The organism is Streptomyces sp. NPDC058373 (assembly GCF_042723275.1).
Lineage (GTDB): Bacteria > Actinomycetota > Actinomycetes > Streptomycetales > Streptomycetaceae > Streptomyces.
This window is the reverse complement of sequence record NZ_JBHXJE010000021.1, coordinates 86342-99083: the sequence shown is the minus strand read 5'-3', so window position 1 is coordinate 99083 and position 12742 is coordinate 86342. Positions and strand designations below refer to the sequence as shown.

General features: G+C 71.6%; 10 protein-coding genes and 1 pseudogene. 1 reads left to right on the top strand and 10 read right to left on the bottom strand.

From position 1 onward, the window contains the following. Positions 1-94: 94 nt before the first annotated feature. Entirely contained in the window at positions 95-1240 is a 1146-nt protein-coding gene (gene mnmA, locus ACFWMZ_RS15130) for a tRNA 2-thiouridine(34) synthase MnmA (RefSeq protein ID WP_383176176.1), read from the bottom strand. A 61-nt stretch (positions 1241-1301) separates the two neighbouring features. On the opposite strand from mnmA, the gene ACFWMZ_RS15125 reads away from it, so the two are divergent. Further along, positions 1302-2024 (top strand): N-acetylmuramoyl-L-alanine amidase, encoded by a 723-nt coding sequence (locus ACFWMZ_RS15125; protein WP_383176173.1) that lies wholly within the window; start codon positions 1302-1304, stop codon positions 2022-2024. 19 nt (positions 2025-2043) lie between these two features. Here the strand turns inward: ACFWMZ_RS15125 and ACFWMZ_RS15120 are convergent, their stop codons facing one another. The 9 genes and pseudogenes from ACFWMZ_RS15120 to ACFWMZ_RS15080 all read right to left on the bottom strand — a co-directional run bounded on the left by ACFWMZ_RS15120 (position 2044) and on the right by ACFWMZ_RS15080 (position 12248). Continuing rightward, positions 2044-3213, bottom strand: coding sequence for a cysteine desulfurase family protein (locus ACFWMZ_RS15120; RefSeq protein WP_383176170.1), 1170 nt, complete (start codon positions 3211-3213; stop codon positions 2044-2046). Positions 3214-3316: 103 nt separating this feature from the next. After that, complete coding sequence (locus tag ACFWMZ_RS15115; RefSeq protein ID WP_383176167.1) at positions 3317-4168, bottom strand: thioesterase family protein; 852 nt, start codon at positions 4166-4168, stop codon at positions 3317-3319. Positions 4169-4321: 153 nt separating this feature from the next. Further along, positions 4322-5086: a D-Ala-D-Ala carboxypeptidase family metallohydrolase gene (locus ACFWMZ_RS15110; protein WP_383176165.1), complete on the bottom strand. Its 765-nt coding sequence runs from the start codon at positions 5084-5086 to the stop codon at positions 4322-4324. 126 nt (positions 5087-5212) lie between these two features. Next, positions 5213-5884, bottom strand: a complete 672-nt coding sequence (locus ACFWMZ_RS15105; RefSeq protein WP_383176162.1) for a trimeric intracellular cation channel family protein — start codon at positions 5882-5884, stop codon at positions 5213-5215. Between the two features lie 119 nt (positions 5885-6003). After that, a complete protein-coding gene (locus ACFWMZ_RS15100; protein WP_383201858.1) occupies positions 6004-7077 on the bottom strand; it encodes an ABC transporter ATP-binding protein in 1074 nt (357 codons plus the stop codon). A 332-nt stretch (positions 7078-7409) separates the two neighbouring features. Beyond that, a pseudogene (locus ACFWMZ_RS15095) lies at positions 7410-8393 on the bottom strand (ABC transporter ATP-binding protein); the annotation flags it as partial. A gap of 2 nt (positions 8394-8395) precedes the next feature. Then, entirely contained in the window at positions 8396-9349 is a 954-nt protein-coding gene (locus ACFWMZ_RS15090) for an ABC transporter permease (RefSeq protein ID WP_383176156.1), read from the bottom strand. 1 nt (position 9350) lies between these two features. Then, positions 9351-10355 (bottom strand): ABC transporter permease, encoded by a 1005-nt coding sequence (locus tag ACFWMZ_RS15085; RefSeq protein ID WP_383176153.1) that lies wholly within the window; start codon positions 10353-10355, stop codon positions 9351-9353. A 213-nt stretch (positions 10356-10568) separates the two neighbouring features. Beyond that, on the bottom strand, positions 10569-12248 hold the full coding sequence (locus ACFWMZ_RS15080) for an ABC transporter substrate-binding protein (protein ID WP_383201855.1): 1680 nt from the start codon (positions 12246-12248) through the stop codon (positions 10569-10571). Positions 12249-12742 lie beyond the last annotated feature (494 nt).

Sequence of the window (12742 nt, the reverse complement as noted above, 5' to 3'; positions counted from 1 at the left end):
GCGGGAGTTCCGAGACCCACCCGCTCGCGGCCGCGCCGTACGACGCGGCCCCGGACGGGCCCGCCGCACCCCTGCCCCAGCCTGCTCGAGAGACTCAGGCCGCCGAGGCGGCCCCGGCGCGCCGGGTGGCGGCGATGGTGGCGGAGCCGACGACGCGGCTGCCGTCGTAGAGGACGACGGCCTGGCCGGGGGCGACGCCGCGGACCGGGGTGTCGAAGTCGACGGTCAGCTCGCCGTCGCGCACCTCGGCCGTGACGGGGGTCTCCTCGCCGTGGGCGCGCAGCTGGGCGGTGTAGCGGCCGCTGCCCTCGGGCGGGGTGCCGCACCAGCGGGGGCGGATCGCGGTGAGCCCGGTGACGTCGAGGGCGGCGGCGGGGCCGACGGTGACGGTGTTGTCGACCGGGGAGATGTCCAGGACGTAGCGCGGCTTGCCGTCGGGGGCCGGGGTGCCGATGCGCAGCCCCTTGCGCTGGCCGATGGTGTAGCCGTACGCCCCCTCATGGGTGCCGACCTTCGCTCCGGCCTCGTCCACGATGTCGCCCTCGGCGGTGCCGAGGCGCCCGGCGAGGAAGCCGCGGGTGTCGCCGTCGGCGATGAAGCAGATGTCGTGGCTGTCGGGCTTCTTGGCGACGGCGAGGCCGCGCCGCTCGGCCTCGGCGCGGATCTCGTCCTTGGTGGTGAGGGTGTCGCCGAGCGGGAAGAGGGCGTGGGCGAGCTGCCGCTCGTCGAGGACGCCGAGGACGTAGCTCTGGTCCTTGGCCATGTCGGAGGCGCGGTGCAGCTCGCGGGAGCCGTCCTCGCGGGTGACGACGGTGGCGTAGTGGCCGGTGCAGACGGCGTCGAAGCCGAGGGCGAGCGCCTTGTCGAGGAGGGCGGCGAACTTGATCTTCTCGTTGCACCGCAGGCACGGGTTGGGGGTGCGCCCGGCCTCGTACTCGGCGACGAAGTCCTCCACCACGTCCTCGCGGAAGCGCTCGGCGAGGTCCCAGACGTAGAAGGGGATGCCGATCACGTCGGCGGCGCGGCGGGCGTCGCGGGAGTCCTCGATGGTGCAGCAGCCGCGCGCGCCGGTCCTGAACGATTGCGGGTTGGCGGAGAGCGCCAGGTGGACGCCGGTCACGTCGTGGCCTGCTTCGGCGGCGCGGGCGGCGGCGACGGCGGAGTCCACACCGCCGGACATCGCGGCGAGCACCCTCAGGGGGCGCGGCGGGTTCTCGGTGCGCGGGGAGGTCTCAGTCATAGCCCGACCAGGGTACGGGGGCGCGGGAACGAATGTCCCTCGCGTAGGCGTTGGGGCAGGCGTGGGCAACGGGAATCACAGCCAAGGCGCCGGTCAGGGCGCGGACGACGGATCGGGCGAGCGACGCCGCAAGCTCCGCCGGCGCTCCGTGCTGATCGGGGCCGGGGTGGCCGCGGCGACCGGCGGGGTGCTGGCGCGGGAACAGCTGGGGCGCCTGTGGTGGCAGGTGCCCGGGGTGGAGAAGCCCCGGGTGGAGGGGGCGGTGGACTACGCGCGGGCGGAGTGGGTGGCGGCCTCGGAGGCGAACTGGCGGCGCGCGGACCGTCCGGACGACTTCACCGTGGACCGCGTGATCATCCATGTGGTGCAGGGCAGCTACGCGGTGGCGCTCAAGGTCTTCCAGGACCCCTCGCACCGCGCGGCCACGCACTACGTGGTCCGCAAGGACGGGCACGTGGCGCAGTTGATCCGCGAGCTGGACGTGGGGTACCACGCGGGGAACCGGGAGTACAACGAGCGCAGCGTCGGCATCGAGCACGAGGGGTACGTCGACCGCCCGCAGGACTTCACCGGCCCGATGTACGAGAGCTCCGCGCGGCTGACCGCGGACATCTGCCTGCGCCACGGGATACCCGTCGACCGGACGCACGTCATCGGCCACATCGAGGTGCCGGGCGCCGACCACACCGACCCGGGGCCGCACTGGGACTGGGACCGCTATCTGCGGCTGGTCCGGACGGCCAAGAAGGAGCTGGAGCGGCAGCGCGAGCGCGGGCGGGCGTGACCCGCCGGGGCGGGCGCGGTCAGCTCAGTCCGGCGGTGCGGGCCCGCTCCACGGCCGGGCCGATCGCCCGGGCGACGGCGTCCACGTCGGCGCGGGTCGAGGTGTGGCCGAGCGAGAAGCGCAGCGTGCCGCGAGCCAGGTCGGGCGGGGTGCCGGTGGCGAGGAGGACGTGACTGGGCTGAGCGACCCCGGCGGTGCAGGCGGAGCCGGTGGAGCACTCGATGCCCTGGGCGTCCAGGAGCAGCAGCAGGGAGTCGCCCTCGCAGCCGGGGAAGGTGAAGTGGGCGTTGGCGGGGAGCCGCCCTGCGGGGTCGGGGTCGCCGCCGAGGATCGCGTCCGGGACGGCGTCCCGGACGGCCGCGACCAGGGCGTCGCGGAGCGCGCCGATCTCCTCGGCGAAGCGGGGGCGGCGCTCGGCGGCGAGCTGCCCGGCGACGGCGAAGGAGGCGATGGCGGGCACGTCGAGGGTGCCGGAGCGGACGTGCCGCTCCTGCCCGCCGCCGTGCAGGACGGGGACGGGCGTGTACTGGCGGCCGAGCAGCAGGGCGCCGATGCCGTACGGCCCGCCGATCTTGTGGCCGCTGACGGTGGCGGCGGCGAGGCCCGAGGCACCGAAGTCCAGCGGGAGCTGGCCGAAGGCCTGGACGGCGTCGGCGTGCAGCGGGACCTCGTACTCGGCGGCGACGGCGGCCAGTTCGGCGACGGGCTGGACGGTGCCGATCTCGTTGTTGGCCCACATGACGGTGGCCAGGGCGACGTCGTGCGGGTTCCGGGCGAGCGCCTCACGCAGGGCGTCCGGGTGGACCCGGCCGAGGGTGTCGACGGGCAGGTACTCGACCGTGGCGCCCTCGTGCTCGCCGAGCCAGTGCACCGCGTCGAGGACGGCGTGGTGCTCGACGGGGCTGGCCAGGACGCGGGTGCGGCGCGGGTCGGCGGCGCGGCGGGCCCAGTACAGGCCCTTGACGGCGAGGTTGTCGGCCTCCGTGCCGCCCGCGGTGAGGACCACCTCGCTGGGGCGGGCGCCGAGCGCCTCGGCGAGGGCTTCGCGGGCCTCCTCGGCGGTGCGGCGGGCCCGGCGGCCCGCGGCGTGCAGCGAGGAGGCGTTGCCGGTGCGGACGAGCTGGGCGGACAGCGCCTCGACGGCTTCGGGGAGCATCGGGGTCGTCGCGGCGTGGTCGAGGTAGGCCATGGTGGGCTCGATTCTACGAGCCCGTGCGGGCCGGTCCGCAGTCAGGCGTCGCGGCCCGGCCGTACCCGGGGGCGTACGGCCTCCCGGGCACGGGCGCGGCCGGTCAGCTCAGGCGGGCGCGGGCCAGCTGGCGGGACTGGGCGACGAGCCGGTCGGCGCTGTCCCAGACCTCGGCGTCCTCCTCCAGGAAGCCGCCGGCGAGGTTGCGGGTGGTGATGGCGACGCGCAGCGGTCCGGGGGCCGGGCGGCAGCGGATGTGGACGGTCAGCTCGACGGTGGGGACCCACCCCTTGAGCCCCATCTCGAAGGCGGTGGGCGGCAGCGCGTCCACGGCGAGGAGGAGGGAGAGCGGATCGGCGTCGCGGCCGTCGGCGAGGCCGAACCAGGAGCGCATCTCGCCCTTGCCGGTGGGCGCGCCGAGCGCCCAGCCGAGGGTGGCGGGGTCGATCTTCAGCCAGAGCCGGTCGGTGATGGCGGAACTGCCCTCGACGGGCCGGTGCTCGGGGGCGTCCTGCGGGCCGAAGCAGTGCTCGACCGGCGGGAAGCCGGGCGGCGTGGCGGTGGTGCGCACGTCGTCGGGGAGGGTGTCGAGGTCGCCGTAGGAGGCGAGGACGCGGATGCGCTCGACCTCGTTGCCGTCGGCGTCCGTCTGGTAGAGGGAGGCCTGGCCGGTGGAGAGGGTGCGGCCGGTGCGGACGGTCTCGGTGCGGATGACGGCCGGGCCCGCCTGGGAGGCCGTCAGGTAGTACGCGGAGATCGTGAACGGGTCCGGGTGCGGCAGGGCGTCGGCCAGGGCGCGGCCGAGGGTCGCCAGCAGGTAACCGCCGTTGACCGCGGAGATGATCGTCCAGCCCGCGGAGAGTTCCGTGTCGTAGACGCCGGGGGCGCGGAGGGTGACGGCCGTGTCGCGGTCGAACTCGCTGTCACCGATGGTTGCCTGTGCTGCCTGAGCCATGACGGCCACGCTACACAAAGAGGCTACTGAGCGGTAGCTTTCCGGTGTGACATCTGTGTGACGTGCACCGACCCGGGCGCGGGCCGGGCACGGCACGGCGCCCTCCACGGTCGAGGTGACCGCGAGGGCGCCGGATTCGGGGAGCCGGACGGCTCAGATGCCGCAGCTCGGGGCCGACCAGAAGCGGCCGTCGCCACCCGCGACGTGCGTGTGGTCGTCGTGGCCGGGGTAGCCCGGACCGAGGATCTCGGTGAAGCCGTGGTTGCGGGCGGCCTGGGCCAGCGCGCAGAAGCCCTGCGAACCGGCGCCGAGGTCGGCCGCGTGGCCGTACAGGTGGCGGCTGTTGGCCGCGCCGCCGACGTTGCTGTTGCAGGTGACGCTGCGGAAGCCGCCGTTGACGGTGATCGGCTTGTCGCCCATGGCGTGCCGCATGGCCTGGAGCTTCCACATGGTGACCAGGGCGTTGGCGCGGGCGGTGGCGGCGGAGACCTTGCCGCCGGACCAGTCCGAGTTGCAGCGGTTCAGCTCGGCGTAGGTGAAGTTGACGGGCGTGCAGTCGTCGTCCTGGAGCTGGTAGATCTTGTTGAAGGTCGCCGATCCGGCGACGCCGTCGGCGGCGAGGCCGTAGGCCGACTGGAAGCGCTGCACGGCTGCCTTGGTGGCCGGGCCGAACTGGCCGTCGATGGCGAGCTGGCTGCCGCTCCCGGGGTATCCGGCGACGCGGATCTGGAGCTGCCGCACCGCCTCGCCGGAGGAGCCCTCGCTGAGGGTCCCGCTCCAGGTGTAGCAGCCGTCGGCGGCGCCGACGTCGGCGGTGGGGGCCGTCGCGGTGGGGGCGGCGACGGCGGAGACGGGGGTGAACGCGAGGCCGGCCCCCATGAGGGCCGACAGCAGAAGTCTGATGGGGCGTGAGCGCATGGGGGGCCACCTTTTCTTGATCCGTGGTGCCGGACGAGCTCACGAGACTGTCCGCACCCCTCTCGATTGTCAAGAACGCGTCAAATTTTGGGCCCGGCGGCGACCCCCGGGCCCACGCCGGGCCCATCAGGCCGACGCCTCGTCCACCTCCACCCCGGCCGAGCGCCGGTTCCAGGCCCGCGGCGCCCGCCAGTGGTAGCGCATCGCCAGCAGCCGCAGCAGGAAGGCGGTCAGGACGGCGACCCCGGCCGTGAACGGGTTGAGCGAGTCGAAGCGGATGCAGAGCACCACCAGGGCGGCGCCGACCATGGCCGGTACGGCGTACAGGTCGCGGTCCCAGCGCAGCAGTGAGGGCACCTCGTTGGCGAGGACGTCGCGCAGGACTCCCCCGCCGACCGCCGTGGCGAGGCCGAGCGCGGCGGAGGCGGTGAGCCCGAGCCCGTAGGTGTACGCCTTGGTGGTGCCGGTCACGCAGAACAGCCCGAGCCCCGCCGCGTCGAAGACGTTGACCGCGCTCTGGATGCGTTCGACGTGCGGATGGAGGAAGAAGACCAGCAGGGCGGCGCCGAGCGGGGTGATGAAGTAGCCGAGGTCGGTGAAGGCGGCCGGGGGCAGCGCGCCGATGACCACGTCCCGGAAGAGCCCGCCGCCGAGCGCCGTCACCTCGGCCAGCATCGCGATGCCGAAGATGTCGAAGTTCTTCCGGACGGCGAGCAGCGCACCCGAGATCGCGAAGACGAAGATCCCGATGAGGTCGAGGGTGTGCTGGACGGTCGGGGTGAAGAATTGCTGGAACACCCTGTATTTCTACTGGGTCCCCGCGGGGCGCTCGCGACCCGGTCACGGAAGGCAGCGTGGCGCCGCCCCCGCCCGGTGGGGGCGGGGACGGCGCCACGGGTCGCGCGGACCGCCAGGGGTTACCCGGCCGGGGTCTCGACGACCCGGTCGGTCATCTCCTCACGGGTGGCGGGCACCACCGAGGCGGCGGTGCGCTCCACGGTGCCGGCCGCGATCTCCGCGGCGAAGTGGCAGGCCACCTTGTGGCCGCCGCCGACGTCCTTGAGCGCCGGGCGCTCGGTGGTGCAGAGCGTCTCCTGCGCCCACGGGCAGCGGGTGTGGAACCGGCAGCCCGCCGGGGGGTTGGCGGGCGAGGGCAGGTCGCCGGTGAGCAGGATGCGCTCGCGGCGGTCCTCCACCTCCGGGTCGGGCACCGGAACGGCCGACATGAGGGCCTTGGTGTACGGGTGCTTCGGCTCGGCGTAGAGGGCGTCGCTGGGCGCCTCCTCGACCAGGGAGCCGAGGTACATCACGCCGATGACGTCCGAGATGTGCCGGACCACGGCGAGGTCGTGGGCGATCACCAGGTAGGTGAGGCCCAGCGACTCCTGGAGCTCCTCCAGCAGGTTGATGACCTGCGCCTGGATGGAGACGTCCAGCGCCGAGACGGGCTCGTCGCAGATGATGACGTCGGGCTCCAGGACCAGCGCGCGGGCGATCCCGATGCGCTGGCGCTGACCGCCGGAGAACTCGTGCGGGTAGCGCGAGAGGGCGTTGGCCGGCAGGCCGACCTTGGCGAGGATGGACCGGATCTTCTCGCGCCGCTCCTCGCGGGTGCCGCCGATGCCGTGCGCGGCCATGCCCTCGGAGAGGATCGACTCGATGTTCTGCCGGGGGTTGAGGCTTCCCAGCGGGTCCTGGAAGACCATCTGGAGGCGCCGGCGGTAGGTCCGCATCTCCTCGGCGGGCAGCTTCGCGAGGTCGGTGCCGTCGAAGTTGACCGAGCCGTCGGTGATGTCGACCAGCCGCAGCACGGCGCGGCCCAGCGTGGTCTTGCCGCAGCCGGACTCGCCGACCAGGCCGTAGGTCTGGCCCTCCTCGACCGAGAGGGAGACGCCGTCGACCGCGTAGACGTGGCCGACGGTCCGGTCGAAGACCAAGCCCTTCTTGACCGGGAAGTGGACCTTCACATCGTCCAGTTCGAGCAGGCTCATGACGCGTCCTTCTTCTTCTCGGCCTCGGGCTTCGCCTCGGGCGCGGGCTGCGCCTCCGGCGCGGTAGCGGCCCCCTCGGTCTCCGCCGCCTCTTCCGCCCCGTCAGCCGCGGCGGACTGCTCGGCCGGTTCGGCGGCGGGTTCCGGCTCCTGCTCGGCCGACCCGGCCTGCGCGGGGACCTTCGCCCCGGCGGGCCCGGCGGCCGGCTCGGGCTTCTCCGCCGCCTCGGGCGCGGCCTGCGCCGGCGCCTCCGGCACCTCCGGCTCGGCGGGCTCGGGCGCCGTCGCCGCCTCGTCGTCCACGGCCTGTTCGGCCGGTACGCCGAGGCTCTTGACCTCGACGCCGGTCAGCACCGGGTTGACGCACCGTACGCCGTGGCCCGCGCCGACCGGCTCGGTCAGCCGCGGCGTACCGCTGAGGCACTCCAGGGTGTAGTGGTCGCAGCGGGGCGCGAAGGCGCAGCCGTCGGCCCAGTCGATCCGGTCGTTGATGGAGCCCCGGATCGGGCGCAGCGGCTCGCCCCGGGGGGCGTCCAGACGCGGGATCGAGCCGAGCAGGCCGTGCGCGTACGGGTGGGTGGGCTGCGCGAAGAGCTCGCGCCGCCCGGCCGACTCGACGGCCTTGCCCGCGTACAGGACGTTGACCTGGTCGCAGAGGCCGGCGACCACGCCGAGGTCGTGGGTGATCATCAGCAGCGCGGTGCCCTGCTGGTCGACGAGTTCCTTGAGGAGTTCGAGGATCTGCGCCTGGATGGTGACGTCGAGCGCGGTGGTCGGCTCGTCCGCGATCAGCATGCGGGGCGCGCACGCCACCGCCATGGCGATCAGCGCGCGCTGGCGCATACCGCCGGAGAGCTGGTGCGGGTACTCCTTGAGGCGCCGGGTCGGGTCGGGGATGCCGACACGGTCCAGCAGGTCGGCGGCCTCCTTGCGGGCGGCGGCGCCCTTCATGCCGCGGTGCCGCTCCAGGATCTCGGTGACCTGGAGGCCGACCGGGATGACCGGGTTCAGCGAGGAGAGCGGGTCCTGGAAGATCATCGCCAGGTGCTTGCCCCGCATGTCGCGCATGGCGTTCGGGGAGAGCGTCAGCAGGTCCTTGCCGTCGTACTCGGCACGGCCGCCCAGCTTGACGCCCTTCTTGGGCAGCAGGCCCATCAGGGCGAGCGAGGTCACGGACTTGCCGCAGCCGGACTCGCCGACCAGGCCCACGACCTGGCCCTGGTCGACGTCGAAGGAGACGCCGTCCACGGCCCGCACGTCACGCCGGCCGCGGCCGGTGAAGGTGATGGACAGTTCGTCCACGGAGAGCAGGGGCATGGTCAACCTCGCAGCTTCGGGTCGAGGGCTTCGCGCATCGCCTCGCCGAGCAGGGTGAAGCCGAGTGCCGTGATGATGATGGCCAGGGCCGGGTAGACCGCCATCATCGGCGCGGAGTCGGCGTAGTTCTGCGCCTGGGTGAGCATGACGCCCCATTCGGGGTTCTTGGCGCTGTCCGGGTTGCCGAGGCCCAGGAAGGACAGGGCGGCCGCCTCGATGATGGCGGTGGCCAGCGACAGGGTGGCCTGCACGATCACCGGGCTCAGCGAGTTCGGCATGATCTGGGTGAGCACGATGCGGCGCTTGCGGATGCCCAGCGAGTGGGCGGCCAGCACGTAGTCGGAACCGCCCTGGACCAGCATCGCGCCGCGCAGCAGGCGGGCGAAGACCGGGATCTGGACGACGCCGATGGCGATCATCACCGTGGTCATGGACTGGCCCAGCACGGCGGCCACCGAGACGGCGAGCAGCAGCGAGGGCAGCGCCAGCATGATGTCGATGCAGCGCATGATGAAGGAGTCGATGCGCTGGCCGACGCGGCCGCCGAGGGTGGCGCAGGCGCCGGAGAGGCTGCCGATGACGGCGCCGATGCTGAGGCCGATCAGGGTGGAGACGACGCCGAGGAGCAGGGTCTGCCGGGCGCCGACGAGCATCCGCGAGAAGATGTCGCGGCCGAGGTGGTCCAGACCGAACCAGTTCCCGGCGCGGGCGCCGACGAACTCGGCGCGGTTGACGAAGACCTCACCGCGCCACTGCTGCCCGGGGGCGTAGGGCGCGAACCAGGGGCCGACGATGGCCAGGAGCAGGAAGACGCCGATGATGCCGGCCCCGACCAGCGCCATCTTGCTGGCCCGGAGCCGCTTGAGGGCTTCCTTCCAGAGGCTGGCTCCGCTGGAGCTCTCCTGCTGGGCCGTGAGTTCCGCGAGGCGGTCGATCTTGTCCGTCTTGGTGCTCATGTCAGTGCACCCGCACTCTCGGGTCGATCAGGCTGTAGGCGAGGTCGACCAGGAGGTTGATCAGGACGTACGCCATCGCGATGAACATGATGAAGCCGACGAGGACCGGATAGTCCCGGCCGTCGATCGCGGTCCGGATGAAGGAGCCGATGCCGCCGAAGGTGAAGACCGACTCGGTGAGCACCGCGCCCGACAGGAGGGAGCCGGTGAGCAGGCCGACCGAGGTGATGACGGGCAGCAGCGCGTTGCGCAGGACGTGGCGGGTGCGGACGACGCCCTTGCGCAGGCCCTTGGACTCGGCGGTGCGGACATAGTCCTCGCCGAGCACCTCCAGGACGCTGGCCCGGGTCATGCGCACGATGACCGCCACCGGGATGGAGGCGAGGGCGATGGCGGGCAGGATCAGGTGGGTGAGCGCGTCCCAGGTCGCGTCGAACTCGCCGGTGAGCAAGCCGTCCAGGACGGCCAGTCCGGTCACCTCCGTGGCGTCGATCCCGGTGGTCAGCCGCCCGTAGCTGGGGAACCAGCCGAGGTTGACCGAGAAGATCGTCCGCAGCATGAAGGCGAGGAAGAAGACCGGGATGCAGATGCCGACCAGGGAGCTGGAGACGGCGGCCACGTCGAGCCAGCCGCCGCGCCGCTTGGCGGCGAAGTAGCCGAGCGGGACGCCGACGGCGATCGCGAGGAGGATGGCCATCAGCGACAGCTCGACCGTGGCGGGGAATCGCAGGAGGAACTCGTCCATGACCGGCTGGCCGGTCTGGGTGGACGTGCCGAGGTCGCCCTCGATCAGCCGCTTGATGAAGCGGCCGTACTGCACGTACACCGGCTGGTCGAGCCCCAGAGCCCGGTTGATACGTGCCACCTCGGCCTCGGTCGCTTTCTCTCCGAGAATCGCCGAGGCGGGTCCGCCGGGCAGCCGGTTCAGCCAGATGAAGAGCAGAACCGACAGGCCGAGCAGGGTGGGTATGAGTTGAAGCAGTCTTCGTACGACGAAACGCAACACCCCGCGATGCCCCTTTCTTGCGTAGTTCGTGGTGCGCCTGTGTTCGGACCGGGTCGCGGCCGGGCGCGTGGGGGGTGGTGGGAGGGGGCGGCCGGCGGTGGTGACCGCGGGCCGCCCCAGCCGTTCACACGGCGGGTCCGCCCGGCCGCGAACGTGCCGTGGCCGAGCGGACCCTGACGCACCGTGAGGTGCTGCTTCCGCGTGGTGCGGTGGTTACTTCTTGAACGTGACCTCGGCGAAGTTCTCCTGCGTCAGCGGGGAGACCAGCGGCGGGTTGACGTCCTTGGCGAAGGCGATCGCCGGCGGGGACGAGGAGACCGGGACGCCGGGCAGGAAGTCCATGACGACCTCGTTGGCGTGCTGGTAGAGCTTGACGCGCTTGGCGTGGTCGACCTCGGCGGAGGCCTCCTCCATCGCTTCGAAGACCTTCTTGTTCTTGAAGCCCCACTGCTTGTCGTACTCGGCGAACCAGGTACCGATGAAGTTGTAGGCGTCGTTGAAGTCACCGGTCCAGCCGAGCAGGTACAGCTCGCAGCCGCCGCCCTCGGTGGCGTCCAGGTAGTCCGGGGCCCACTTCATCGGCCGCGGCTTGACGTTGACACCGACCTTCTCCAGGTCGGCCTTCATCAGCTCGAACAGGTCGCCCGGGGACGGCATGTAGGGGCGGCTGACCTCGGTCGGGTAGCAGAAGTCGACCGTCAGCTTCTCCTTGCCCGCCTTCTTCAGCAGGCTCTTGGACTTCGCCGGGTCGTAGGCGTACTTCTCGACCTTGTCGGAGTAGCCCTCGACGGTGTCGGGGATGAACTGCGTGGCCGCGACGCCGCCCTCGGGCAGCTGGGTCTTGACCAGGTTGTCCTTGTCGATCGCGTGCGCGATGGCGGCGCGGACGTCCTTGTCCTCTAGCGCCTTGTTCTTCTCCTGGGTGAAGCCCAGGTAGAAGATGTTGAAGACGTCGCGGGCCGGGACCTGGAAGCCGGCCTTCTCCAGGGTCTTCACGTCGGCGGGCGAGACGAGGTCGTAGCCGTCGATGTCACCGGCCTGGAGGGCCGAACGGCGGCCTTCCTCGGTGTCGATGGTGCGGAAGACGAGGTTCTTGACCCCGGCCTTCTTGCCCCAGTAGTCGTCGAAGCGCTCCAGGGCGACTTCCTTGTTGCCCTTGTTCCACTTGGTGATCTTGTACGGGCCGGTGCCGGCGACCGTGCCGGCCTGCTGGCTGTACTTGGGGTAGGTGATCGCGTCGCCCTTGGCCGACGCGTCCTCCTTCTTGTACTCCTCCAGCGCCTTCGGCGAGTGGATCGCCAGGGCCTGGAGGGAGAAGCCGCCGGGGAGGCTGGCGGAGGCCTTGTTCACCTCGATGACGGCGGTGTTCTCGTCCTTCGCCGTGCAGGACTTGTAGTTCGCCTTCGGGGCGTCCTTGTCCTCGTTCTTGGCGAAGCCGCCCATGATGGACTGCCAGTAGTACGAGACCGCGGCCGACTGGTAGGCGCCCTTCCAGTTGAACCAGTGGTCGTAGTTGGCGCAGACCGCCTCGGCGTCCATCGTCTCGCCGTCGTGGAACTTGACGCCCTTGCGCAGGTTGAAGGTCCAGACGGTGCCTTCGTCGTTCGAGTCCCACTTCTCGGCGAGACCACCGACGAGCTTCGAGCCGCCGGGCTCGTGCTCCAGCAGGGCCTCGAAGGCCTGGCGGGTGACGCGGAAGGTCTCACCGTCGGACGCCAGCGCCGGGTCGAGGGAACCGGGGTCGCCGGCGCCACCGAACACGAAGGTGTCCTTGGCGCCGTCCTTGCCCTTCCCTTCCGTCGTGTCTCGCTCACTGGAGCACCCGGTGACGATCAGCGCGGTCGCAGCCGCGACCGTGATCGCCCGAGTGACTCGGGACTTGAAAATGCGCATGGGCCCACCCCGGTTCAGCATTCATACAGAGGTCTTGACCGGCTGAACACTACCCACCTCTCTCACCGGGGAGAATGATCCGCATAGCGGTGATACCGACCTGAGACCCGGACAGACAACAAACCGCGCATATCCAGGACATCACTCCTTCCGTCACCGTTTACCGGACAGAAGCGCTCCTTCAGGGGCGCCCGGAAGACGTTTCCGCACCATTCGCTGCCGTACGAACACGCTGCGCTACACCGGACTTTCACGCCCCGTCAGCCGAACCTGCGCACCCCTTCGCCCCATTGGCCGGGCGAGCCCCTTATGTCCCCTCGCGGCGGTGGGCGGCCACGGCGGGACGATCTCGAATGCTGGACGGCGAAAATCGGTGGGCCCTCATTCCGCTCGCCTCATTCGTGTCCACCGGAAGGGCCCACAAACCTCTGGCCAGCGGAAGTGCCGACAGAATTCCCGGCGCCCGGATCAGAAAGGGAGCAGGCGGGGAGCGA

Bases quoted from the DNA above. Each gene is read 5' to 3' on its own strand.
- mnmA (WP_383176176.1), bottom strand. From the start codon at position 1,240: ATGACTGAGACCTCCCCGCGCACCGAGAACCCGCCGCGCCCCCTGAGG.
- ACFWMZ_RS15120 (WP_383176170.1), bottom strand. From the start codon at position 3,213: ATGGCCTACCTCGACCACGCCGCGACGACCCCGATGCTCCCCGAAGCC.
- ACFWMZ_RS15115 (WP_383176167.1), bottom strand. From the start codon at position 4,168: ATGGCTCAGGCAGCACAGGCAACCATCGGTGACAGCGAGTTCGACCGC.
- ACFWMZ_RS15110 (WP_383176165.1), bottom strand. From the start codon at position 5,086: ATGCGCTCACGCCCCATCAGACTTCTGCTGTCGGCCCTCATGGGGGCC.
- ACFWMZ_RS15100 (WP_383201858.1), bottom strand. From the start codon at position 7,077: ATGAGCCTGCTCGAACTGGACGATGTGAAGGTCCACTTCCCGGTCAAG.
- ACFWMZ_RS15090 (WP_383176156.1), bottom strand. From the start codon at position 9,349: ATGAGCACCAAGACGGACAAGATCGACCGCCTCGCGGAACTCACGGCC.
- ACFWMZ_RS15080 (WP_383201855.1), bottom strand. From the start codon at position 12,248: ATGCGCATTTTCAAGTCCCGAGTCACTCGGGCGATCACGGTCGCGGCT.